At 53.2% G+C, this 23,151-nt stretch carries 24 protein-coding genes; 16 read left to right on the top strand and 8 right to left on the bottom strand.

The annotated features are described in order from the left end of the window. Window positions 1–10: 10 nt before the first annotated feature. Window positions 11–925 carry an ABC transporter permease subunit gene (locus ACQG2G_RS13500; protein ID WP_020687620.1) on the bottom strand — a complete coding sequence of 305 codons (915 nt, stop codon included), beginning with the start codon at window positions 923–925 and terminating at the stop codon, window positions 11–13. Window positions 926–1,024: 99 nt separating this feature from the next. Further along, window positions 1,025–2,146 carry a branched-chain amino acid ABC transporter substrate-binding protein gene (locus ACQG2G_RS13495; protein ID WP_029882586.1) on the bottom strand — a complete coding sequence of 374 codons (1,122 nt, stop codon included), beginning with the start codon at window positions 2,144–2,146 and terminating at the stop codon, window positions 1,025–1,027. A 422-nt stretch (window positions 2,147–2,568) separates the two neighbouring features. Between ACQG2G_RS13495 and ACQG2G_RS13490 the strand changes: the two genes are divergently transcribed. Then, the gene (locus ACQG2G_RS13490; RefSeq protein ID WP_029882587.1) at window positions 2,569–3,237 is read left to right on the top strand and encodes a YecA family protein; all 669 of its coding nucleotides are present in this window, start codon (window positions 2,569–2,571) and stop codon (window positions 3,235–3,237) included. A 31-nt stretch (window positions 3,238–3,268) separates the two neighbouring features. Here the strand turns inward: ACQG2G_RS13490 and tyrP are convergent, their stop codons facing one another. Beyond that, window positions 3,269–4,480 (bottom strand): tyrosine transporter TyrP, encoded by a 1,212-nt coding sequence (gene tyrP, locus ACQG2G_RS13485; RefSeq protein WP_029882588.1) that lies wholly within the window; start codon window positions 4,478–4,480, stop codon window positions 3,269–3,271. A 249-nt stretch (window positions 4,481–4,729) separates the two neighbouring features. Between tyrP and ACQG2G_RS13480 the strand changes: the two genes are divergently transcribed. After that, window positions 4,730–5,071, top strand: coding sequence for a hypothetical protein (locus ACQG2G_RS13480; RefSeq protein WP_061772215.1), 342 nt, complete (start codon window positions 4,730–4,732; stop codon window positions 5,069–5,071). Between the two features lie 36 nt (window positions 5,072–5,107). On the opposite strand, the gene ftnA is transcribed toward ACQG2G_RS13480, so the two are convergent. Both ftnA and yecR read right to left on the bottom strand, forming a co-directional pair. Next, complete coding sequence (gene ftnA / locus ACQG2G_RS13475; RefSeq protein WP_013096038.1) at window positions 5,108–5,605, bottom strand: non-heme ferritin; 498 nt, start codon at window positions 5,603–5,605, stop codon at window positions 5,108–5,110. Between the two features lie 195 nt (window positions 5,606–5,800). Next, complete coding sequence (gene yecR, locus ACQG2G_RS13470; RefSeq protein WP_013096039.1) at window positions 5,801–6,139, bottom strand: YecR family lipoprotein; 339 nt, start codon at window positions 6,137–6,139, stop codon at window positions 5,801–5,803. Window positions 6,140–6,393: 254 nt separating this feature from the next. On the opposite strand from yecR, the gene ACQG2G_RS13465 reads away from it, so the two are divergent. From ACQG2G_RS13465 to ACQG2G_RS13455, 3 genes are all read left to right on the top strand, one after another. Then, window positions 6,394–7,032 carry an RpiB/LacA/LacB family sugar-phosphate isomerase gene (locus ACQG2G_RS13465; RefSeq protein WP_013096040.1) on the top strand — a complete coding sequence of 213 codons (639 nt, stop codon included), beginning with the start codon at window positions 6,394–6,396 and terminating at the stop codon, window positions 7,030–7,032. Between the two features lie 123 nt (window positions 7,033–7,155). Next, complete coding sequence (gene azuC, locus ACQG2G_RS13460) at window positions 7,156–7,239, top strand: stress response protein AzuC (protein ID WP_014832437.1); 84 nt, start codon at window positions 7,156–7,158, stop codon at window positions 7,237–7,239. A 107-nt stretch (window positions 7,240–7,346) separates the two neighbouring features. Continuing rightward, entirely contained in the window at window positions 7,347–7,598 is a 252-nt protein-coding gene (locus ACQG2G_RS13455) for a DUF2766 family protein (protein ID WP_020687624.1), read from the top strand. 47 nt (window positions 7,599–7,645) lie between these two features. Here the strand turns inward: ACQG2G_RS13455 and ACQG2G_RS13450 are convergent, their stop codons facing one another. Both ACQG2G_RS13450 and ACQG2G_RS13445 read right to left on the bottom strand, forming a co-directional pair. After that, entirely contained in the window at window positions 7,646–8,989 is a 1,344-nt protein-coding gene (locus tag ACQG2G_RS13450) for an anaerobic C4-dicarboxylate transporter (protein WP_061772216.1), read from the bottom strand. A gap of 156 nt (window positions 8,990–9,145) precedes the next feature. Beyond that, the gene (locus ACQG2G_RS13445) at window positions 9,146–9,649 is read right to left on the bottom strand and encodes a non-heme ferritin-like protein (protein WP_061772217.1); all 504 of its coding nucleotides are present in this window, start codon (window positions 9,647–9,649) and stop codon (window positions 9,146–9,148) included. A 799-nt stretch (window positions 9,650–10,448) separates the two neighbouring features. Between ACQG2G_RS13445 and araF the strand changes: the two genes are divergently transcribed. The 5 genes from araF (at window position 10,449) to otsA (ending at window position 16,404) form a co-directional block, all read left to right on the top strand. Then, complete coding sequence (gene araF / locus ACQG2G_RS13440; RefSeq protein WP_028027935.1) at window positions 10,449–11,438, top strand: arabinose ABC transporter substrate-binding protein AraF; 990 nt, start codon at window positions 10,449–10,451, stop codon at window positions 11,436–11,438. A gap of 71 nt (window positions 11,439–11,509) precedes the next feature. Continuing rightward, a complete protein-coding gene (gene araG / locus ACQG2G_RS13435; protein WP_058682892.1) occupies window positions 11,510–13,024 on the top strand; it encodes an L-arabinose ABC transporter ATP-binding protein AraG in 1,515 nt (504 codons plus the stop codon). A gap of 14 nt (window positions 13,025–13,038) precedes the next feature. Continuing rightward, the gene (gene araH, locus ACQG2G_RS13430; protein WP_013096046.1) at window positions 13,039–14,025 is read left to right on the top strand and encodes an L-arabinose ABC transporter permease AraH; all 987 of its coding nucleotides are present in this window, start codon (window positions 13,039–13,041) and stop codon (window positions 14,023–14,025) included. 176 nt (window positions 14,026–14,201) lie between these two features. Beyond that, window positions 14,202–15,005, top strand: coding sequence for a trehalose-phosphatase (gene otsB, locus ACQG2G_RS13425; protein WP_020687626.1), 804 nt, complete (start codon window positions 14,202–14,204; stop codon window positions 15,003–15,005). Further along, a complete protein-coding gene (gene otsA / locus ACQG2G_RS13420) occupies window positions 14,980–16,404 on the top strand; it encodes an alpha,alpha-trehalose-phosphate synthase (protein WP_013096048.1) in 1,425 nt (474 codons plus the stop codon). The genes otsB and otsA overlap by 26 nt, the downstream gene beginning before the upstream one ends. A 15-nt stretch (window positions 16,405–16,419) precedes the next feature. On the opposite strand, the gene uspC is transcribed toward otsA, so the two are convergent. Beyond that, on the bottom strand, window positions 16,420–16,848 hold the full coding sequence (uspC, locus tag ACQG2G_RS13415; RefSeq protein WP_038419943.1) for a universal stress protein UspC: 429 nt from the start codon (window positions 16,846–16,848) through the stop codon (window positions 16,420–16,422). A 794-nt stretch (window positions 16,849–17,642) separates the two neighbouring features. On the opposite strand from uspC, the gene flhD reads away from it, so the two are divergent. From flhD to cheW, 6 genes are all read left to right on the top strand, one after another. Beyond that, on the top strand, window positions 17,643–17,993 hold the full coding sequence (gene flhD, locus ACQG2G_RS13410; protein WP_013096050.1) for a flagellar transcriptional regulator FlhD: 351 nt from the start codon (window positions 17,643–17,645) through the stop codon (window positions 17,991–17,993). Between the two features lie 2 nt (window positions 17,994–17,995). Further along, on the top strand, window positions 17,996–18,574 hold the full coding sequence (gene flhC / locus ACQG2G_RS13405; protein ID WP_013096051.1) for a flagellar transcriptional regulator FlhC: 579 nt from the start codon (window positions 17,996–17,998) through the stop codon (window positions 18,572–18,574). Between the two features lie 123 nt (window positions 18,575–18,697). After that, the gene (gene motA, locus ACQG2G_RS13400; RefSeq protein ID WP_008500417.1) at window positions 18,698–19,585 is read left to right on the top strand and encodes a flagellar motor stator protein MotA; all 888 of its coding nucleotides are present in this window, start codon (window positions 18,698–18,700) and stop codon (window positions 19,583–19,585) included. Beyond that, on the top strand, window positions 19,582–20,511 hold the full coding sequence (gene motB, locus ACQG2G_RS13395) for a flagellar motor protein MotB (protein WP_038419941.1): 930 nt from the start codon (window positions 19,582–19,584) through the stop codon (window positions 20,509–20,511). The genes motA and motB overlap by 4 nt, the downstream gene beginning before the upstream one ends. 4 nt (window positions 20,512–20,515) lie before the next feature. Further along, window positions 20,516–22,552: a chemotaxis protein CheA gene (gene cheA, locus ACQG2G_RS13390; RefSeq protein WP_028027937.1), complete on the top strand. Its 2,037-nt coding sequence runs from the start codon at window positions 20,516–20,518 to the stop codon at window positions 22,550–22,552. 19 nt (window positions 22,553–22,571) lie between these two features. Further along, a complete protein-coding gene (gene cheW, locus ACQG2G_RS13385) occupies window positions 22,572–23,075 on the top strand; it encodes a chemotaxis protein CheW (protein ID WP_013096054.1) in 504 nt (167 codons plus the stop codon). Window positions 23,076–23,151 lie beyond the last annotated feature (76 nt).

Here is a 23,151-nt window from a genome sequence, read left to right as displayed (position 1 = left end):
GTTTTCTCCTTCACACTTTGGCCACGACAGGGCGGCCGAGCAGCCCCTGAGGGCGGAAAATCAGGATCATGACCAGCAGCCCAAACGAGAACACATCTTTGTAGTCCGAGTTCACCATGCCGGAAAACTGAGCTTCGGCCACCCCCAGAATCAGCCCGCCGAGCATCGCGCCGGGCAAAGAGCCGATCCCCCCTAGCACCGCGGCGGTAAAGGCTTTGATACCAATCACAAACCCGACGTAGAAATCAAAGGTGCCGTAATTCATGGTAATGAGCACCCCCGCCAGACCGGCCATTGCCGCGCCGATGACAAATACCAGAGAAATAATCCTGTCGGTATTTATCCCCAGAATGGAGGCCATTTTTCGATCCTGTTGTACCGCACGACACATGCGTCCCAGCCGGGTATGGCTGATAATCCAGGTGAGCAACAGCATCCCGGCGAAGGAGGCGACCAGAATGAATACTTTGGTATAGGTAATCTGCACGAACCCCTCTCCCAGATGCAGACGAATCACGCCATCCAGCATGGTGGGCACCCCTTGCTGACGCGGCCCCTGGCTCAGTTGCGCGTAATTTTGCAGGATAAGCGACATGCCGATGGCGGAGATCAGCGGTGCCAGACGGGTGGAGTTGCGTAGCGGTTTATAGGCAATGCGCTCGATGGTCCAGCCATACACTCCGGTGACCACGATGGTGAATACCAGCGTGCCGAGGATCAGTAGAGGGAACGACTGCAGGCCGAAGAAGGAGAGCAGCGCCAGGCCAATCGCGCAGAGATAGGCAGAGATCATATACACTTCGCCGTGGGCGAAGTTAATCATGCCGATGATGCCGTACACCATCGTATAACCGATGGCGATGAGTCCGTAGACGGAGCCCAGCGTTAAGCCATTAATTAACTGTTGCAGGAAGAATGTACTCATCTTAGCGCGCTCTTTATAACGGCCGCATAAACCGCGCAGCCTGATGTGTTGTTTGCGTCGGCAGGCGGCCCTGCCGACGTTGAGCGTGACTCCGTCCCGTTACGGCACTTCCTTATACTTTCCTTTGTCGTCCCACTGATACACCACGTAGTCAGAGACTTTCAGATCGCCTTTGCTGTCCCAGGCTTTTTTGCCCATCACCGTATCGACGGAATTAGCCTTCAGCCATTCGCTGGCTTTGGCTGAGTCCTTGCCGCCCGTCGCCTTGAATGCCGCGGCGATAGCCTGCACGGAGGCATAGGAGTAGAGGGTGTATCCTTCCGGTTCGAATTTACCGGCGCGGAATTTCTCAATTACCGCTTTACCGTCCGGGATCAGGCGCGGATCTTTACCGAAGGTCATATAGATGCCGTTGGTATATTGGGGGCCTCCCGCCGCGGTCACCATCTCTTCGTTGACAATACAGTCGCCGGAGAAGAATTTTGCCTGCACGCCCTGTTCACGCATCTGGCGAACCAGCGGGCCGGCTTCAGGGTGACAGCCCCCGAAGAAGACGACGTCCGGTTTTTGCGCCCCAATTTTGGTGACCAGGGCGTTAAAGTCTTTTTCACCGCGGGATAACCCTTCGTACATTACGTCCTGCACGCCGCGTTTTGCCAGTGCGGCTTTGGTGGCGTCCGCCAGCCCCTGACCGTAGGTGTCTTTGTCGTGAATGATCACCACCCGTTTGGCTTTCAGCTTGTCGATAATGAAATCGCTGGCGACCTGACCCTGCTGGTCATCGCGGCCGCACATGCGGAACATATCGCTCATGCCGCGCTCGGTAATCTGCGGGTTGGTGGAGCCAGGCGTGATGGCGATGATCCCCGCGTCGCTGTACACCTCAGAGGCGGGCATGGTGGACGAAGAGCAGAAATGACCGACCACCGCGTTGACCTTATCCTGGTCGACTAAACGGTTGGCGACGGCAACGGCCTGCTTGGGCTCGCAGGCATCATCTCCCTGAACCAGCTTAATTTTTTCACCGTTGATCCCGCCTGCGGCGTTAATGTCCTCTGCTGCCTGTGTTGCGCCATGCCAGTACTGATCGCCGTAGGTGGCATTGGGGCCTGTAAATGGCCCGGCCACGCCAATGACAATATCTGCCCGGGCGGAAAATGCCGTCACCAGACAACCGGCCAACACAAGAGAAAGAGGAGTTCTGATTAATTTCAGCGACATTATTGTGTTCCTTAGCAATGAGGTTTTTGCACCACGGTGTAAACCCGAACGCCCGACGGCGCAGCCAATCAAAAACACGAGCGAGAAAAATGATGTTACGAACAAGATACGGTCAGCATCCTGCTTAATACGGCGAGGTTTCCATGCGCAGTGTCGCGTGCTGAAGATTAAGCAAAATCGTTGCCAGAATGGTTAACCTGTTGACGGCGTTGCGACATGTTGAGTATAGAGCGCCGTTGTACGCAGCCTTGCGGGACGCACTGAAATTACAGCGGAGATCACATCTCGTTGACAATAAAGCCCATAAGTTGTGCAAGGGTCACGATTTGCACGTTTTTGCAGCAATAATTCCCGTAACTTCCGCCGGGAAAGGCGTACGATATGTGCTAGGATCCTTTCCTTTTTGATCAGGAGTGTCAGCAATGACTGAAGGCCCATTAAATGAAAGCGAAATGGCGTGGCTGGAAGAGACGTTAATGTCTTACGGTCATGACGATGCGTCCGTGATTGACGTGTCCGAACTGGACGGCATGCTTACGGCAGTGCTTTCCGGCCCCGTGGTTGTCGAGCCAGACACCTGGCTGGTGGCGGTATGGGGCGGCGAGAAATATATCCCGCGCTGGAAAAACGATCGAGAAATGAACCGTTTTATCGATCTCTGCTTTAAGCATATGAACGACATTGCTGAGCGCCTGAGCGAATACCCGGATCAGTTTGAGCCGATGTTTGGTTATAACGACGTGGACGGCCAGAGCTACACCGTGGTGGAAGAGTGGTGTTATGGCTATATGCGCGGCGTGTCGTTGACCGACTGGTCTGCACTGCCAGAAGAGCTGAAAGCGGATCTGGATGTCATCGCGCTTCACGGCGCAGAAGAGAACAGCGAGAAGCTGGACGCGCTGAGCGAAGAGGAGTACATCGCCAGCATTGAGCGTATCCAGCCAGCGGCGCTGCGTTTATACGACTACTGGTCTGCTAACCCACAGCAACCGGAAGCGAAGAAACCGATTGTTAACGGCACAAAAGTCGGGCGTAACGATCCGTGTCCGTGCGGCAGCGGGAAGAAGTTTAAGAGCTGTTGCTTACACTGATAAAAAAGGGGCTGTTGATAGCCCCTTTTCTTTACCCCACTTCCGGCAGCATTCCCGCCGCAATCAAAAATTGCACCAGAATAATGACGACCCCGCAGGCAAACACAATGCACAGCAGCGGCTTTCCACCTGCCACCCGGTACCCTTGCCGGGCATGCTGTTGGCGGCTCTTCCACGCCAGCAGAGAAGGGAGCAGCAGGGCAAGGATGGATAGAGCCACCCCCGCATACCCCAGCGCCATGACAAACCCGCGCGGGTAGAAGAGGGCAAAGGCCAGCGGAGGCAGGAAGGTGATCGCCCCTGTCTGTAAGCGGCCGGTGACGGAATTGCGACGCTGGAACAGATCTGCCAGATAATCGAACAGACCGAGCGCCACGCCCAGGAAGGAGGTGGCCAGCGCCAGATCGGCAAACAGATGCACCGCCAGCTCCACGTGTGGAGAAGTCACCACTTCACGCAGCGCCAGCAAGAAACCGTTCAGACCGGCGTGTTCCGCCATCAAGCCAATAAAGGTGGAGGAGTCGATACTGCCCAGCGTCACCAGTTGCCAGAAAATGTAGGCAATCAGTGGGATGGCGCTACCGATAACAAACACGCGGCGAAGCTTGCGAATATCACCGTTCATGTAGCTGACAATGCTTGGCACACTGCCGTGGAAGCCAAATGAGGTAAAAATGACCGGGATCGCGGAAAGCGCCAGGCCTTTTTCCAGCGGCAGCGTCAGCAGGTTAACCTTATGAACATGCGGTGCCAGCAGAACCAGCATCACAATCAGAAAAAGGATTTTGGCGCTGAATAAAAATCGGTTAAACAGATCGACCAGCGAGGTACCTACACAGACTACGCCGCCGCCGATGAGCGTAAAGAAGATGGCCCCCGTCGCTGGCGTAATGTCAGCACCGAACCCGTCGTTGACGCTGGAAGCGATCAATTCCCCGGCACCACTGATATATGCAGCGGTCAGGGCGTACATCAGAAACATCATGCTAAAGCCTGTCACCCACTGTCCGTAACGGCCCAGATAGCGTGCCGCAAGCGAACCCAGCCCGGTATCGGCGGGGACGTGCTGATAAACCTCAAGCAGCAACAGCGCGGTGTAACACATTAATGCCCAGAGCGTACCCAGCAGCAGTAATGTCATGCCAAATCCGACGCCCGCGGCGGCCAGCGGCATCGCCAGCATTCCTGCGCCAATCGTCGTTCCGGCGACGATAAAAATACTTCCCAGGGTTCTGTTTTTCACGCTTTCCTCTACAACGCTTCATGATCGCGACAAAATCTGCGGCGCAGAGTAAGGGAAAAGCCGTATTTCGTCAAATCACCGTTACAAGAAGTGTAACTTTAACTTTACAATTTTAGCCGGGCGAGGCTCTTCAGGTAACTCTCTGATCCTTCGGAGGTGTAAGGCTACTTCATAAGGACAATAGGATCGCGTGAAAATCAGGCGTAATTTAAACAAAAATTGCAAAACATAAAATAAAATGAGGGTCTGATGGCGGGGGAAAATCCATTCACAGCGGCCTGGAGCCGGGGAGGCAATTTGCTATGTCACGGCCACTGGATCATCTGCTGGCAGAATACGGCGCTGACGTTGCCGGAATCCCGACGTGAAAAGGATATGGGCACATGGGCGATTTATTCGATTATCGATCCTGAGGATGAGACCTTTGCACAGGGGTTAAAAGAGGATGAGTGGATAATCGAAAACGTGGACTGGCTGACGGATTTATTCTTCGACGCCGGGATCCCGCTTGAGGCGGCAAACTACCGGTACTTTTTCCAGGCCGTTAACCCGCATGACTGGCGCTGCACCAGTTGCGCAGGTTGCATGTAAAAAAATACGGCGCTGAAAGTCAGCGCCGTATCGATATTAATTCTGGGTATCAAGCGTAGAGAGTTCTTTATCAATAAAGTAAAGACCTTCACCGGTTTTACCGGCCAGCGATAATTTATCCAGAACCGATTTAAACAGTTTCTCTTCTTCGTGTTGTTCGGCCACATACCACTGCAGGAAATTAAAGGTTGGATAATCCTGGCTGGTCATTGCCGCATGCACCAGTTCGTTAATTTTCTGGGTGATCAGCTGCTCGTGCTCGTAGGTAGCGCGGAAGAGTTCATCAAGTGAGCCATACTCCGCAAAGGGTGATGCCACGTTATCAATGCGCGGCAGGCTGCCGGTATCTGTCAGATAATCAAAGAGACGCTGCATGTGGGTCATCTCTTCCTGAGCGTGACGACGCAGGAACGCGGCGGCACCTTCAAAGCTGTGATAGCTGCACCAGGCACTCATCTGCTGGTAGAGCAGGGAGGAAAAAAGCTCAAGATTCATTTGTGCATTGAGCTTGTCGATCATTTCAGTTTTCAGCATGGTGACGCTCCGGTTTATTATTTCTGGTTCACAATGAGCGACACTATAATTTGTTATTTAATTATATGCAAAACGTAAAATAAATATTTGCTTATTTAAAAATACGAATGGGAATAAAACGCATTGGCGATATTTATATTTATAAATGAGAATTATTTATTTTAACGGGCTGCCAGCCAAAACTGGCAGCGCAGATTAATACCACGGATTACTGGTGGCTGGTTTAACAGCATAACCCATGCATTTGTACTGAATGGTCACGCTCTCGTTCAGACACAGTGAGCCGCTAATCAGGGTGCAGGTTTTAATGGGCTGCCCATAGGAAGAGGCGGTGGCATATCCCATGCCCTGGCACGCTTTGGTTGCGGTGCCATTGTTCACATATTCATCAGACCAGGCGTTTTGCAGGGCGGCCTGACCATAGTCAAGGCGGACTATGCCATTTGGCGCATCCAGACTGCTCACCTGTGCCTGGCGGTTGATGCTACATCCCGCGAGCAGCAGGACCGTGCCGACAACGAAGACTCTTTTCATGGTTCGCTCTGAGTGGAGGGAAATACGTTATCGTACCTCTCGCTGTCCGCCGCAATGCCCGGAATAGCCGGACAATCTGCCCTTTCTCTTTGCAACGGGCCGGGCTCAGACCTGTCATCAACAAAAATGTGAGTCCTCTTTGGTTTTTTAAAACAATCTTTCATTTAATTTGAAAGTGCGTTTGTGTGATAGTAGGGTGAAGATGAAAAGGTATCCATGATGGGCTCGCCCGCAACGCATTCAGGAGAGAGACAATGAAAATCGCACTGATGATGGAAAACAGCCAGGCCGCAAAAAATCCAGTGATTCTGAAAGAGTTAAAAACGGTCGCCGACGAAAAAGGGTTCCCGGTGTATAACGTTGGCATGAGCGATGAGAACGACCATCATCTGACCTATATCCATCTGGGGATCATGGCGAGCATTTTACTCAATGCCAAGGCCGTTGATTTTGTGGTGACTGGGTGTGGAACGGGCCAGGGGGCGTTGATGTCGCTGAACATCCACCCGGGCGTGATCTGCGGTTACTGTATCGACCCTGCAGATGCGTTTCTCTTCGCCCAGATTAACAACGGTAACGCGCTTGCCCTGCCGTTTGCCAAAGGCTTTGGCTGGGGCGCAGAGCTGAACGTTCGCTTTATCTTCGAAAAAGCGTTCACCGGCCGCAAGGGAGAAGGTTATCCGCCAGAGCGCAAAGAGCCTCAGGTACGTAATGCGGGGATCCTGAATCAGGTGAAAGCGGCTGTGGTCAAAGAGAACTATCTGGACACGCTGCGGGCAATCGATCCTGAGCTGGTAAAAACCGCCGTTTCCGGCCAGCGCTTCCAGCAGTGCTTCTTTGAAAACTGCCAGGACAAAGAGATCGAGGCTTTCGTGCGCGAGATCGTCGGCTAACACGCGTAGTTGAATACAGAAAAAATTGTGATGTAAGTCACAAAAATATTGATTTTTGTGATGGTGGTCATATTATAGGCACATTGACGATAAAGTTGTATAACAAGTTAATGGAGCATCACAATGAAACTGCGCAAAATCCTCAAAAGCATGTGGGCTAACTACTGCAACACCTTCAAAGACGTGCCGCCTGGCGCGATGTTCTGATAAAAAAACCTGCTTCGGCAGGTTTTTTTATGCCTGCAACCACCAGAAGGGAGATGAAAGGGGGCGTGTTTTGTTACTATGGCGGCCTTTAAATAAGGAGAAACCCCATGTCTCAAAACCTGAGCGCCGATCAGGAACTGGTATCTGATGTTGTCGCATGCCAGCTGGTCATCAAACAGATCCTTGATGTCTTAGATGTTATCGCGCCGGTGGAAGTGCGCGAGAAAATGTCTACCCAGCTGAAAAACATCGATTTTTCCAGCCATCCCGCTGCGGCTGACCCGGTTACGCTTCGGGCGATCCAGAAAGCCATCGCGCTGATTGAGCTGAGATTCACGCCGCAGGGTGAATCTCACTGATAGCGCGCAACGTGAGAAGGGCGACAGTGCCTGTCGCCCGAAAGCGTTTAAAAGAAGGTCTGTACCAGCAGATAACTCGCCGCGCACGCACAGCTCACGCCAATTATCCCCGGCAGGATAAAGCTGTGGTTGATAATAAATTTGCCGATACGGGTTGTCCCTGAACGGTCAAACCCGATGCAGGCCAAATCGCTTGGGTAGGTGGGCAGAACAAAATAGCCATACGACGCCGGGAAGAAAGCGATCAGCATTTTCGGATCGATACCCAGCATTAACCCCATCGGCGCCACGGCCGTCAACGCTGCCGCCTGGCTGTTCACCAGTTTAGAGACCAGGAAAAGCACGATGGCGTAGGTCCACGGATGGCTTTTCACGACCCCTTCCAGCGCCAGTTTTAGCTCGTCGAGATGTGCCTGGAAAAAGGTATCACTCATCCACGCGACGCCGAACACCGAGAAAATCGCCACCATTCCGGCTTTAAAGACCGCGCCGTTAGAAATGGTCGCTGCATTGACCTTGCAGGTGACCAGCATCACCGCACCCGCAATGAGCATCATCATCTGAATGACAAGGTTCATCGACAGCGCCGTCATTTTGCCTTTCACCTCAAACGCCGGACGCAGTTCAGGCAATGCCCCGAGCAGCACCACCACCGCGATCCCGGCGAAGAAAATCCACGTTGACCAGTAGGCCTGTTTCGGAAAACGTTGGTTCATCAACGTCTCGGTTCCGCCGTAGATAAACTCGAGCTGTTTTGGATCTTTCAGCTTTTCCTGGAATTCCATGTCATCGGCTAAATCTTTCCCGCGGCGTAAACTCCACAGGGCGGCAATGGTCACACCGAACAGCGAGGCGGGAACCGACACGGCGAGAATTTCGAGGATCCCCCACGCGTGTCCAATGCCGTGCTGGGCGGCCAGAATGGAAATCAGCGACACCACGGCAACGGAGACCGGGGAGGCGGTGATCGCCATTTGCGATGCCACCGACGCCACGGCCATCGGACGTTCCGGGCGGATCCCTTTTTTCAGGGCGATATCGGCAATAATCGGGAACATGGTGTACACCACATGGCCGGTACCGCAGAGAAAGGTCAGCATCCAGGTGGTAAAGGGGGCGAGGAGGGTGATGTGCTGAGGATGCTTGCGCAGCAGGCGCTCGGCAAATTGCATCATCACATTCAGCCCACCTGCCGTCTGCAGGGTGGCCGCACACCCGATCACAGCGAGGATGGTCAGCATCACATCAACCGGCGGTTTACCGGGCTGCAGACCAAAGATAAACGTCAAAATAAACAGACCGATACCGCTTATCAGTCCCAGTCCCATCCCGCCAAAACGCGTGCCTGTCAGCAGGCACAGGAGGATGACAATAAACTCAATGGTGATCATGATGCTCCCTCGTCATTAATTATGTAATTAAATAAATCATTACATGTTGTAGGGATAATCATTGAGAGCGAGATCTGATTTGCTAAATCTTTTAAAAAGCAGGAGGTTGGCTGTAAAAAAAAGAGGCCCACTCCCGAACGGGAGCAGGCGAAAAGCTTAGTGGTGCTGTACTGTCACCAGATCGAGCAGGTGACGGTCGGTCTGTTCCGGGCATAACCCGGACTGTTGCGCGTTGCGGAGCTCATCCGCCAGTGCCTTCAGTAAAATGCCGTCCTGCTGCTGCTCTTTGTCCATATCGCGCAAGAACTGCAGTGTTGCGCTGTCATGCTGTGCTCTGGCTTCATCCGCCAGTTTATTCAGCGTGGCGCAGCGTTGCTCATACTCTTCAAGCGTTTTCCTGAATAACTCCTCCAGAGAGGAGTAGTGCCCATCAATTGCATCCGGGGCTTTGACGATAGGATTTGCCCCTGCGCCTTTCAAAAAGTTAAAGACGCGCATCATATGGGTGACGTTACTTTGTGCCTGGGTACGAAAAAAAGTGGCGGTACCGTTGAGACGGTTCTCAGAACACCACTCGCTCAAATGGAGGTGCAGATTCGACGCATAGAACTCCAGGTTCATCTGCGCATTGAGTTTTTGCATCATCGTTTGGGTAGTCATACCAATATCCTTATAGACTGTTAGTGTGATGTCCGTAACAAAACCTGAACGGGCAGGTTAAGACGAGTAAGTGGCAGAAAAGCATTTCTGCAGTGACAAAAGTCGACCGAATAATCACTTCCTGTGTTCGATATAAATAAGCATACCCCTGCCCGGCGTTTAAGAAAACTCTTAATTGGTGCGTTTTACCATACATTACAAAATTTAATATAGTACAAAACTAACAACATGTTGTTATAAAATAAGATTTATCTAATGCCTTGAAACTACTGGTTTTTACCTATTTTAATATCGATATTTACCCACTGGGAATAGTGAGTCGGAATAATGCTCTGAGAAATAGTTAATTCAGGATTAACTATTTCAAATATATGATGCGCCGACTAAATTGCGCTAAATCAATTTTCGCAGAATAACGCCATAAAATATATTTTGCGGCAACGCCAGTCCTACACAGTTCCCGATGATGGTAACGCCGTACCGCGATCGCGTCCGGAGCGCGGGGGGTTGGGTATCAGGGATTTCTTAGCTGATCTTATGGATAATTCTGCTTATCTCGGTTTCATTTGTCCGACAAATACTGCCGTTTTTATGTCATTTTTCGCTGAATTTATGTACGCAATTACTGTAATTCTGCGGTGTGATGGCGCTCTCTTATGGATGATTAATTTCCCGCTAAAACTATCACCAGCACTAACGCTTATGACGAGGTAAGCGCTAATGCCTTGTTTTAAGTCCGATTAAATAAGAAGTACGCAAATATTCCCTACAGAAAAGAACGCTAATGCTGGAGTTTACCATGCACAAATTTACTAAAGCGCTGGCGGCCATCGGTCTGGCTGCCGTTATGTCACAATCCGCTATCGCTGAGAATTTAAAACTCGGTTTTTTGGTAAAACAGCCGGAAGAACCTTGGTTCCAGACCGAATGGAAATTCGCCGATAAGGCCGGGAAAGATTTAGGATTTGAAGTCATTAAAATCGCCGTGCCTGACGGTGAAAAAACGCTGAACGCTATCGACAGCCTGGCGGCCAGCGGGGCGAAAGGGTTCGTTATCTGTACGCCGGATCCCAAACTGGGCTCTGCAATTGCAGCCAAAGCGCGCGGTTACGACATGAAGGTCATTGCGGTTGACGATCAGTTCGTCAACGCCAAGGGCAAACCGATGGACAGCGTGCCGCTGGTGATGATGGCGGCCACCAAAATTGGCGAACGTCAGGGCCAGGAACTCTATAAAGAGATGCAGAAACGCGGCTGGGATGTGAAAGATACCGCCGTGATGGCCATCACCGCCGACGAGCTGGATACCGCCCGCCGTCGTACCACCGGGTCAATGGACGCGCTGAAAGCGGCCGGCTTCCCGGAAAAACAGATCTATAAAGTGCCGACAAAATCCAACGACATTCCGGGGGCCTTCGACGCCGCCAACTCCATGCTGGTTCAACATCCAGAGGTGAAGCACTGGCTGGTGGTCGGCATGAACGATAACACCGTCCTGGGCGGTGTACGCGCAACGGAAGGTCAGGGCTTCAAAGCGCCTGATGTGATCGGTATCGGCATCAACGGCGTTGACGCGGTGAGTGAGCTCTCTAAAGCGCAGGCGACGGGCTTCTACGGCTCACTGCTGCCAAGCCCGGACGTACACGGCTATAAATCCAGCGAAATGCTCTACAACTGGGTCACCAAAGGGGTGGAACCGCCGAAGTTTACTGAAGTGACCGACGTGGTGCTGATCACCCGCGACAACTTCAAAGAGGAGCTGGCGAAAAAAGGACTGGGCGGTAAGTAATACGCGGTGATTGTGCCCCTCGCGAACCGCGAGGGGCCAGACGTACACACTACAGGAATCACGGAGACGTTATGCGACAGTCTGATCCGTATCTCTCTTTTCGCGGTATCGGGAAAACCTTTCCCGGTGTTAACGCGCTGACCGATATCAGCTTCGACTGCTATGCCGGTCAGGTTCACGCCCTGATGGGCGAAAACGGCGCCGGAAAATCCACGCTGTTGAAAATCCTCAGCGGCAACTACACGCCAACCACCGGCACGCTGGCCATTCGCGGCGAAGAGGTGGCGTTTGCTGATACCACCGCTGCGCTCAACGCCGGGGTGGCCATCATCTATCAGGAACTGCATTTGATCCCTGAGATGACGGTGGCGGAAAACATCTATTTAGGCCAGCTCCCGCACAAAAGCGGCGTGGTAAACCGGTCGCTACTTAATTACGAAGCGGGGCTGCAGCTGAAACATCTGGGTCTGGATGTCGATCCCCAGACACCTCTGAAGTATCTCTCCATCGGCCAGTGGCAGATGGTTGAAATTGCCAAGGCGCTGGCGCGTAACGCCAGGATCATTGCCTTCGACGAACCGACAAGCTCGCTTTCCGCGCGTGAAATCGAAAACCTGTTCCGGGTGATCCGCGAGCTGCGTAAAGAAGGCCGCATTATTTTGTATGTTTCGCACCGTATGGAAGAGATTTTTGCCTTAAGCGATGCCATCACCGTCTTTAAAGATGGCCGCTACGTGCGCACCTTTACCGATATGGAGCAGGTCAATCATGACCAGCTCGTTCAGGCGATGGTTGGCCGCGAGCTGGGAGATATCTATCACTGGCAGCCACGCGAATACGGCCCTGAGCGCCTGAAGCTGGAAAACGTTAAAGCGCCGGGTGTGCGAACGCCGATCTCGCTCTCGGTGCGCAGCGGGGAGATTGTCGGGCTGTTTGGTCTGGTGGGCGCAGGGCGTAGCGAGTTAATGAAAGGCCTGTTTGGCGGTACGCGCATCACCGAAGGGCAGGTATCCATTGACGGGCAGCGGGTCGATATCCAGAAGCCCGCACATGCCATCCAGGCCGGGATGATGCTCTGCCCGGAAGACCGCAAAGCGGAGGGCATTATTCCGGTGCACTCGGTACGTGACAACATCAATATTTCCGCGCGGCGGAAGTTTATTCGCGCCGGTTGCCTGATCAACGACGGCTGGGAGGAGAGCAACGCCGATCACCATATCCGTTCGCTGAACATCAAAACCCCGGGCCCGGAACAGCTGATCATGAATCTCTCCGGCGGTAACCAGCAGAAGGCGATTTTAGGCCGCTGGTTGTCGGAGGATATGAAGGTCATTTTGCTGGATGAGCCAACGCGCGGCATCGATGTGGGGGCGAAACACGAAATTTATAACGTGATCTATGAGCTGGCAAAACGCGGTGTGGCGGTGTTGTTCGCCTCCAGCGATCTGCCTGAGGTACTCGGCGTGGCCGACCGCATTGTTGTGATGCGTGAGGGCGAAATCGCCGGTGAATTGCTTCATGAACAGGCGAATGAACAACAGGCGTTGAGTCTCGCCATGCCGAAAGTTAGCCAGGCTGTCGCCTGAGCAAGGAGTTAATGATGTCCTCTGTTACTACATCCGGAGCGCCGAAATCGAAATCGGCCTTCAGTTTTGGCCGCATCTGGGATCAGTACGGCATGCTGGTGGTCTTTGCCGCACTCTTTGTCGCCTGCGCGATCTTTGTGCCCAACTTTGCCACCTTCATTAATATGAAAGGGCTGGGGCTGGCCATTTCCATGTCCGGTATGGTGGCCTGCGGGATGCTGTTCTGTCTGGCCTCGGGCGATTTCGACCTGTCAGTGGCCTCCGTCATTGCCTGTGCTGGCGTCACCACGGCGGTGGTAATCAACATGACCGAAAGCCTGTGGATTGGCGTGCTGGCGGGTCTGCTGCTGGGCGTTATCAGCGGTCTGGTTAACGGGTTTGTGATTGCCCGCCTGAAGATTAACGCCCTGATCACCACGCTTGCGACCATGCAGATTGTGCGCGGTCTGGCCTATATCATCTCCGACGGTAAAGCGGTGGGGATTGAAGACGAGCGCTTCTTCACCCTTGGCTATGCGAACTGGCTGGGGTTGCCTGCGCCAATCTGGCTGACGGTGGCCTGTCTGATCCTGTTCGGCTTCCTGCTTAACCGCACCACGTTTGGCCGAAATACCCTGGCGATCGGCGGTAATGAGGAAGCGGCGCGGCTGGCGGGTGTACCGGTGGTGCGCACCAAGATCATTATCTTTGTGCTCTCCGGTCTGGTCTCGGCGGCAGCGGGGATTATTCTGGCATCGCGCATGACCAGCGGCCAGCCTATGACCTCCATTGGGTACGAGCTGATCGTCATTTCAGCCTGCGTGTTGGGCGGGGTTTCGCTGAAAGGCGGCATCGGAAAAATCTCATATGTGGTGGCCGGTATCCTCATTTTGGGGACGGTAGAGAACGCCATGAACCTGCTGAATATTTCGCCGTTCTCCCAGTATGTGGTTCGTGGCCTGATCCTGCTCGCAGCCGTGATTTTCGACCGTTACAAGCAAAAAGCGAAGCGTACCGTGTAACGTTCTTCCTGCCTTTTAATTGCTCAACTAATAACCTTAGTTGACGCCTGAACCGCCCCGCCAGTTCCGCTGGCGGGGCGGTTGTCAAATGGCGAGCGACGTCACACTGTCTATACTTACATGGCTATGAAAGAGGTAAAGGCGTTTACCTCTCGTAAACCGTAAGGAGGACCAGGGTGGCTGACTTGTTAACCGCACCGCCTGTACTGCCCGGACACTATGCTTTCTTTTTCGATCTCGACGGCACGCTCGCCGGGATAAAACCGCACCCCGACCAGGTGGTTATCCCGGAGGCGGTATTACAGGATTTGCATCAGCTCTCGCAAATGAATGAGGGAGCACTGGCATTGATATCAGGGCGCTCAATGGCCGAGCTGGATTTGCTCGCCAGTCCTTACCACTTTCCGCTGGCCGGTGTACACGGAGCGGAGCGCCGCGACATCCATGATCACACGCACATCGTTTCACTCCCCGATGCATTAATCGAAAAGCTGCAGGCGCAGCTCGCTGCTGCACTGGCTGAACTGCCGGGCACGGAGCTGGAAGCCAAAGGGATGGCCTTTGCCTTGCACTATCGCCAGGCACCGCAGCATGAAGAGGCCGTGCTTGCGCTCGCCGCCAGGGTCGCGCAGGCGCATCCTGAGCTGGCGCTGCAGCCGGGTAAATGCGTCGTGGAGCTTAAACCGAAAGGGATCAATAAAGGGGCTGCGATCGCCGCGTTTATGGCAACGCCGCCTTTCCAGGGCCGGACGCCCGTTTTTCTTGGGGATGACCTGACCGATGAGGCCGGGTTTCGTGTAGTGAATCAGGCCGGAGGGATCTCCGTGAAGGTTGGGCCTGGTGACACTGAAGCCGAATGGCGTCTGGCAAATGTGGCCAGCGTCTGGCAGTGGATATCTGACATCGCTAACCAGCAACAACAACAAATAGCGCAAAACAAAGGGGGAAACCATTATGGGTCGCTTAGTCGTCGTCTCTAACCGTATCGCACCGCCTGACGATAAAAAAGCCAGTGCAGGTGGGCTGGCGGTGGGGGTATTAGGTGCCTTAAAAGCTGCTGGCGGGCTGTGGTTTGGCTGGAGTGGTGACATCAGTGAGGAAGAAAAACCACTTAAAAAGGTGACGCGCGGCAACATCACCTGGGCGTCATTCGCCCTGAAAGAGAAAGATTATGACGAGTATTACTCCCAGTTCTCGAATGCCGTGCTGTGGCCCGCGTTCCACTACCGTCTGGACCTGGTCAAATTCCAGCGAGAATCGTTTGAAGGCTACAGCCGCGTCAATGCGCTGCTGGCGGATAAACTGCTGCCTTTAATCGAGGAAGACGATATTTTATGGATCCACGATTATCATCTGCTTCCCTTCGCCCGCGAGCTGCGAAAACGCGGAGTCAACAACCGCATCGGCTTCTTCCTCCATATTCCGTTCCCGACACCGGAAATTTTTACCGCGCTGCCGCCGCATGAAGAACTGCTGGAAGCGCTGTGTGATTACGATTTGCTGGGCTTCCAGACTGAGAATGACCGCATTGCGTTCCTGGATTCGGTATCGGGCAAAACACGCCTGATGACGAAAGGGGGCAAAACGCATACGGCCTGGGGTAAAACGTTCCACACCGAAGTCTATCCGATTGGGATAGAGCCGGATGAGATTGCTGAGCAGGCGTCTGGTCCGTTGCCGCCGAAGCTGGCACAGCTTAAAAACGAGCTGAAACACGTGAAGAATATCTTCTCGGTGGAGCGTCTCGACTACTCCAAAGGGCTGCCGGAGCGCTTCCTGGCGTATGAAACGCTGCTGGATAAATACCCGCAGCACCACGGTAAAATCCGCTATACGCAGATTGCACCTACGTCGCGTGGGGAAGTGCAGGCCTATCAGGATATTCGTCATCAACTGGAGACGGAAGCAGGGCGCATCAACGGCCGCTACGGTCAGCTGGGCTGGACGCCGCTGTTTTATCTGAACCAACACTTTGACCGTAAGATCCTGATGAAGGTGTTCCGCTATGCTGACGTCGGCCTCGTAACACCGCTGCGCGACGGGATGAACCTGGTGGCAAAGGAGTATGTGGCGGCACAAGATCCGGCCGATCCGGGGGTGCTGGTGCTTTCTCAGTTTGCGGGAGCCGCGAACGAACTCACTTCAGCGCTCATCGTGAACCCTTACGACCGGGATGATGTGGCGAACGCGCTCAACCGTGCTCTGACGATGCCGCTGACGGAGCGTATTTCCCGTCATGCGGAAATGATGGATACGATCCGCGAGAACGATATTAATCACTGGCAGGCACGTTTTATTCGCGATTTGCGTAATATTGAGCCGCAGAGCCATGAAGGCGTTCTGCAAAAAAAGATCGCGACTTTCCCTAAACTGGCGTGATATTCCTCTGGGGGTTTAACGACCCCCAAGAGGCACCAACAGCACATCAACCAGGCTTGAGGCGACTATCGATTTCGCCGCGCAGGCCGCCCGTGAAATAAAGCTTTGGTTATGATTACCGCATATCACTAAATCAATTTTCTCTTTGCGACACATGTCGAGAATATGCGCATTCAGTTCACCTGTCGCAATGACGGTCTGATAAATGGGATATTGCGCTTTCTCCACCAGCTCCTGCAGAAATTGCTGCGTTTCTTCCTGTAATACCTCACGAATATCTTCCAGCATGGGGGCTGCCAGTTGATTGTACATCTCGGGTTCGGCCGCAAGGGTAATTAAGCTGATGCGCGCATTATGCGGGCGGGCGATGGACACCGCCCGGGCAACGAGTTGGTGACTTTCCGGTGAAACTGCAACAGAAACAAGAAGATGGGAGTAACTCATCACGCACTCCTTAGCTGTCTGAAAAACCGCGTCTGAGTCAGCATTACCGCGAAATCAGCACTTCTGCAAGAGGTGAATACGACATTAGTGTGAAGCTTCTCATAATTATTCATTAATTATTCTTATAAGAAGAATAACGGCAAACCGCGTGCAAATGAAAAAAATTAACAACTTAACGTAAATCACACATTTTGATGCGCGTGATGTTAAATCGTTTTAAAGCGTTATAGACGCAATGTGAATGATCACGCTTTGAAACAAATTTTTCACCCCTCAAGCATAACTGTATGTTTTTCATAGGTAATGAAAATGTGGCCCTGAGATGTATAGCGTGTGAATTGTTGCGGTAGTCGCTATTGCTCAAAAAAGCAATCGCCATGCGCCTTCTGTTCGCACTTCTGCATGAGTATTCGTCCATAAAGAATATAAAATGGTCTTGATTGGTTAAAAAATGAACAAATTACAAGTCTCACTGATGGATTTATGGATGATATTCACTTAAATTATGTGACATGGATCACATTTTTTTTAAATTTGAGGATGGCTGCATTGTATGTGTCAAAACTGACGAGTAGAGTTTGCGTCGAATTAGGAAAAATCTTAGTTATTTGTAAGAAATGATAAAACATGTAAGAAGCGCATCCGCGCTTCGTTGGTGCACGTTTTGCAGAATACAAACCTAAATTCAACTATGCATTTAGCCTTTTTTTTAAATACCGGGTGTTTTCCCGGCGACATCACGGGGTGCGGTCTTTCCGCATAAAAATAATAGTTGGTTATTCGGGATGGGAAAAATGCATACATCCGAGTTGCTAAAACATATCTATGACATCAACCTGTCATATTTACTGCTCGCGCAGCGATTGATTAGTCAGGACAAAGCGTCCGCGATGTTTCGTTTAGGTATTAACGAAGAGATGGCAACCATGCTGGGCGGGTTAACCCTGCCGCAAATGGTTAAACTGGCTGAAACGAATCAACTGGTTTGCCAGTTCCGCTTCGATAATCCTCAGACTATCACGCGGCTGACACAGGAATCTCGTGTGGACGATCTGCAACAGATCCATACCGGTATTCTTCTCTCCACCCGCTTGCTCAACGAAATCAGCCAGCCTGATGACGCAGCCCGTAAAAAAAGAGCGTAGAAATGAGCGAGAAAAGCATTGTTCAGGAAGCGCGTGACATACAGTTGGCCATGGAGCTGATTACACTGGGTGCTCGTTTACAAATGCTGGAAAGCGAAACTCAGTTGAGCCGTGGTCGTCTCATCAAACTGTACAAAGAGTTACGTGGTAGTCCCCCACCGAAAGGAATGTTGCCGTTTTCAACGGACTGGTTTATGACCTGGGAGCAGAACATTCACGCCTCCATGTTCTGTAATGCCTGGCAGTACCTTCTCAAAACCGGTTTGTGTAGCGGCGTCGATGCCGTGATCAAAGCGTATAAACTTTACCTTGAACAATGCCCACAGCAGGAAGAGGGTCCCCTGCTGGCGCTGACCCGCGCATGGACGCTGGTGCGTTTTGTTGAGAGCGGAATGCTTGAATTGTCGCGCTGCAACTGCTGCGATGGCAATTTCATTACCCATGCTCATCAGCCTGCAGGCAGCTTCGCCTGTAGTTTATGTCAGCCTCCATCCCGTGCAGTAAAAAGACGTAAACTTTCCCGGGATGCTGCCGATATTATTCCACAACTGCTGGATGAACAGATCGAACAAGCTGTTTAACCCGAACGTGTGGGAAAGATTCCAGCAGCGGTAAGCCATTACCGCTGCTTTTTTTTATCCTGGATTCGGTAAACGCTGCGAGCTGAACGTCCTTGCCATAGTCACTAGCGGAAGGATGATGTCGTGCTTATCTTATTAGGTTACCTGGTAGTTCTCGGTACAGTTTTCGGCGGTTACATGATGACCGGCGGGCACCTTGGAGCACTCTATCAACCGGCTGAACTTATTATCATCGGCGGCGCAGGGGTAGGGGCTTTTATCGTTGGCAACAACGGGAAATCGATCAAGGGGACGCTGAAAGCTATTCCATTGCTGTTCCGTCGCTCGAAATACACCAAAAGCATGTATATGGATCTGCTGGCTCTGCTCTATCGCCTGATGGCGAAGTCGCGCCAGCAGGGGATGTTCTCGCTGGAACGGGATATCGAAAACCCGAAAGAGAGCGAGATTTTTGCCAGCTACCCGCGCATCCTTGCCGATGCCATGATGCTGGATTTCATTGTCGATTACCTGCGCCTGATCATCAGCGGCAATATGAATACCTTCGAAATTGAAGCGCTGATGGACGAAGAGATCGAAACCCACGAGAGCGAATCCGAAGTGCCGGCCAACAGCCTGGCGCTGGTGGGGGACTCATTGCCGGCCTTCGGTATCGTGGCGGCGGTCATGGGGGTTGTTCACGCGCTGGCCTCGGCGGATCGCCCGGCTGCAGAGCTGGGGGCGCTGATTGCCCACGCCATGGTGGGGACCTTCCTCGGTATTTTGCTGGCGTATGGTTTTATCTCTCCGCTGGCCAGCGTTCTGCGTCAGAAGAGCGCGGAAACCACCAAAATGATGCAGTGCGTGAAGATTACGCTGCTCTCTAACCTCAACGGTTATGCGCCACCGATCGCGGTTGAGTTTGGCCGTAAAACGCTTTACTCCAGCGAGCGTCCGTCGTTTATCGAGCTTGAAGAACACGTGCGTGCGGTGAAAAACCCAAACCAACAGACGACAACTGAGGACGCATGAAAAACCAGTCCCATCCGATCGTCATCGTAAAAAAGCGCAAGCATAAGGGGCATGGGCACGGTGCGCATGGCTCCTGGAAAATTGCCTACGCCGATTTTATGACCGCAATGATGGCCTTCTTTCTGGTGATGTGGTTGATCTCGATCTCCAGCCCGAAAGAGCTGATTCAGATTGCGGAATACTTCCGTACGCCGTTGGCGACTGCGGTCTCCGGTGGGCCGCGTATCTCTAACAGTGACAGCCCGATCCCCGGCGGCGGCGATGATTACACCCAGAAGCAGGGTGAGGTGAAAAAAGAGCCGAACATCGACGAGCTGAAGAGAAAGATGGAGCAGGCGCGTCTGAAGAGACTGCGCGGCGATCTCGATCAGCTGATTGAAGCGGACCCGAAACTGCGCGCGCTGCGACCGCATCTGAAGATCGATCTGGTGCAGGAAGGGCTGCGTATCCAGATTATTGATAGCCAGAACCGCCCGATGTTCAAAACCGGTAGCGCCGAGGTTGAACCCTATATGCGCGATATTTTGCGCGCCATTGCGCCGGTGCTGAACGGTATTCCAAACCGCATTAGCCTGTCAGGCCACACGGATGACTTCCCGTACGCCACGGGCGAGAAGGGATACAGCAACTGGGAGCTTTCTGCCGATCGTGCCAACGCCTCGCGTCGCGAGCTGGTGGCGGGTGGGCTTGATGATGGCAAGGTACTGCGCGTGGTCGGCATGGCAGCAACCATGCGTGTCTCTGACCGCGGGCCGGATGACGCCATCAACCGTCGTATCAGTCTTTTAGTGCTGAACCAGCAGGCGGAGCAGGCCATCCTGCATGAAAACGCCGAAAGTCAGAATGAGTCACTGGACGATTTAAAACAGCCTGGGGCCGTTCCTTCGGCTGCCGTTCCAACATCGCCACCAGCCAATCCGAGGTGATAGCGTGAGCATGGATATTAGCGATTTTTACCAGACATTCTTTGATGAAGCCGACGAATTGTTGGCGGATATGGAGCAACATTTGCTGGATTTGGTGCCAGAAGCGCCGGACTCCGAGCAGCTCAATGCCATCTTCCGCGCTGCGCACTCCATTAAAGGCGGAGCCGGAACATTTGGATTTACCATCCTGCAGGAAACCACCCATTTAATGGAAAACCTGCTTGATGAAGCACGACGCGGTGAGATGCAGCTCAATACCGACATTATCAACCTGTTTTTGGAAACCAAAGATATTATGCAGGAACAGCTCGACGCCTATAAAAGTTCGGCAGAGCCTGATGCCGCCAGCTTTGAATACATCTGCAATGCGCTGCGCCAGCTTGCGCTGGAAGCAAAAGGTGAGGTCGCCGCAGCCGTTGTTCCTGCAGCCAAACTGAGTGTTGTTGATGCGCCAGCCGCTGAAGATGCAGCACCTGCCGCCGCTAAAGCGGGGAAACTGCGCGTTGTGCTGTCACGCCTGAAAGAGAACGAAGTCAACCTGCTGGAAGAGGAGCTGGGTAACCTGGCGACATTAAGCAACGTGGTAAAAGGCAAAGACAGCCTTGCTGCGACGCTCGATGACGGTATCAGCCAGGACGACATCGTGGCAGTGCTGTGCTTTGTTATCGAAGCCGATCAAATCGCCTTTGAAACGGAAGCGGTTGCCGTTGACGCGCCTGCTGCAGTGGAGGAGGTTGCCGCTGTGGCTCAGGCTGCTGCGCCCGCGGTCGCCCCTGCTGCCCCGGCGTTGAAAGCCGTTCCTAAAGAGGCTGCTGCCCCGGGCCGTGGTGAAAAACCGGCGGCGCGCTCCAGCGAATCGACCAGCATCCGCGTTGCCGTAGAGAAGGTTGACCAGCTGATCAACCTGGTCGGCGAGCTGGTGATCACCCAGTCAATGCTGGCCCAGCGTTCTAACGAACTGGACCCGGTCACGCACGGCGATCTGATTACCAGCATGGGGCAGTTACAGCGTAACGCCCGCGATCTGCAGGAATCGGTGATGTCCATCCGTATGATGCCGATGGAGTACGTCTTTAGCCGCTTCCCGCGTCTGGTGCGCGACCTGGCCGGTAAACTCAATAAGCAGATTGAACTGACGCTGATGGGCAGCTCCACCGAGCTGGATAAGAGCCTGATTGAACGCATTATCGATCCGTTAACGCACCTGGTGCGTAACAGCCTGGACCACGGTATCGAACTGCCGGAAAACCGTATTGCCGCAGGAAAATCCCCGGTCGGTAACCTGATCCTGTCTGCGGAGCACCAGGGCGGGAACATCTGTATTGAAGTAACCGATGACGGCGCGGGCCTTAACCGCGAGCGTATCCTGGCGAAGGCGATTTCGCAGGGGATGGCGGTCAGCGAAAACATGACCGATGAAGAAGTGGGCATGCTGATCTTCGCCCCGGGTTTCTCAACCGCCGAGCAGGTGACGGATGTCTCCGGACGCGGCGTGGGAATGGACGTGGTGAAGCGTAACATTCAGGAAATGGGCGGCCACGTCGAAATCCAGTCTAAGCAAGGTTCTGGTACCACCATTCGTATTCTGCTGCCGCTGACGCTGGCGATCCTCGACGGTATGTCGGTGAAAGTGGCGGACGAAGTCTTCATTCTGCCGCTGAACGCGGTAATGGAATCACTGCAGCCACGTGAAGAAGATCTGCACCCACTGGCAGGTGGCGAGCGCGTGCTCGAAGTGCGCGGGGAATACCTGCCGCTGGTGGAACTGTGGAAAGTCTTCGAAGTCGACGGGGCGAAAACAGAGGCCACGCAGGGTATCGTCGTGATCCTGCAAAGTGCGGGTCGCCGCTACGCGCTTCTGGTTGACCAGTTGATTGGTCAGCACCAGGTGGTGGTGAAAAACCTCGAAAGCAACTACCGCAAAGTGCCGGGTATTTCTGCCGCCACCATTCTGGGTGATGGTAGCGTAGCGCTGATCGTCGACGTGTCGGCGCTTCAGGGATTAAATCGTGAACAACGTGTGGCGTACACAGCCGCCTGATTAAGTAAAGGGTAAGAACATGACCGGTATGAGTAATGTAACGAAACTGGCGGGCGAGCCATCAGGACAGGAGTTCCTGGTATTCACTTTAGGCGATGAGGAGTACGGCATCGATATCCTGAAAGTGCAGGAAATTCGTGGTTACGATCAGGTTACCCGCATCGCGAACACGCCAGCGTTTATTAAAGGCGTCACCAACCTGCGCGGCGTGATTGTGCCTATCGTTGACCTGCGCGTGAAGTTCAGCCAGGGCGATGTGGAGTATAACGATAACACCGTGGTGATTGTCCTCAATCTGGGGCAGCGCGTGGTCGGTATCGTGGTGGATGGCGTGTCTGACGTGCTTTCACTGACGTCTGACCAAATCCGTCCGGCGCCGGAGTTTGCGGTCACGCTGTCTACCGAGTACCTGACGGGGCTGGGGGCGCTGGGTGAGCGTATGTTGATTCTGGTAAACATCGAGAAGCTGTTGAACAGCGAAGAGATGGCGTTGCTGGATATCGCGGCGAACCATGTAGCGTAGGTAAATGCAAAACGGCAATCCAGGTTGCCGTTTTTTGTGTTTGCCCCCTCTCCCGGTGGGAGAGGGGTGGGGTGAG

Origin of the sequence: Enterobacter cloacae complex sp. 382A5 (assembly GCF_050031095.1) — a bacterium.
Classification (GTDB): domain Bacteria; phylum Pseudomonadota; class Gammaproteobacteria; order Enterobacterales; family Enterobacteriaceae; genus Enterobacter; species Enterobacter cloacae.
This window is presented reverse-complemented; position numbering and strand designations above follow the sequence as displayed.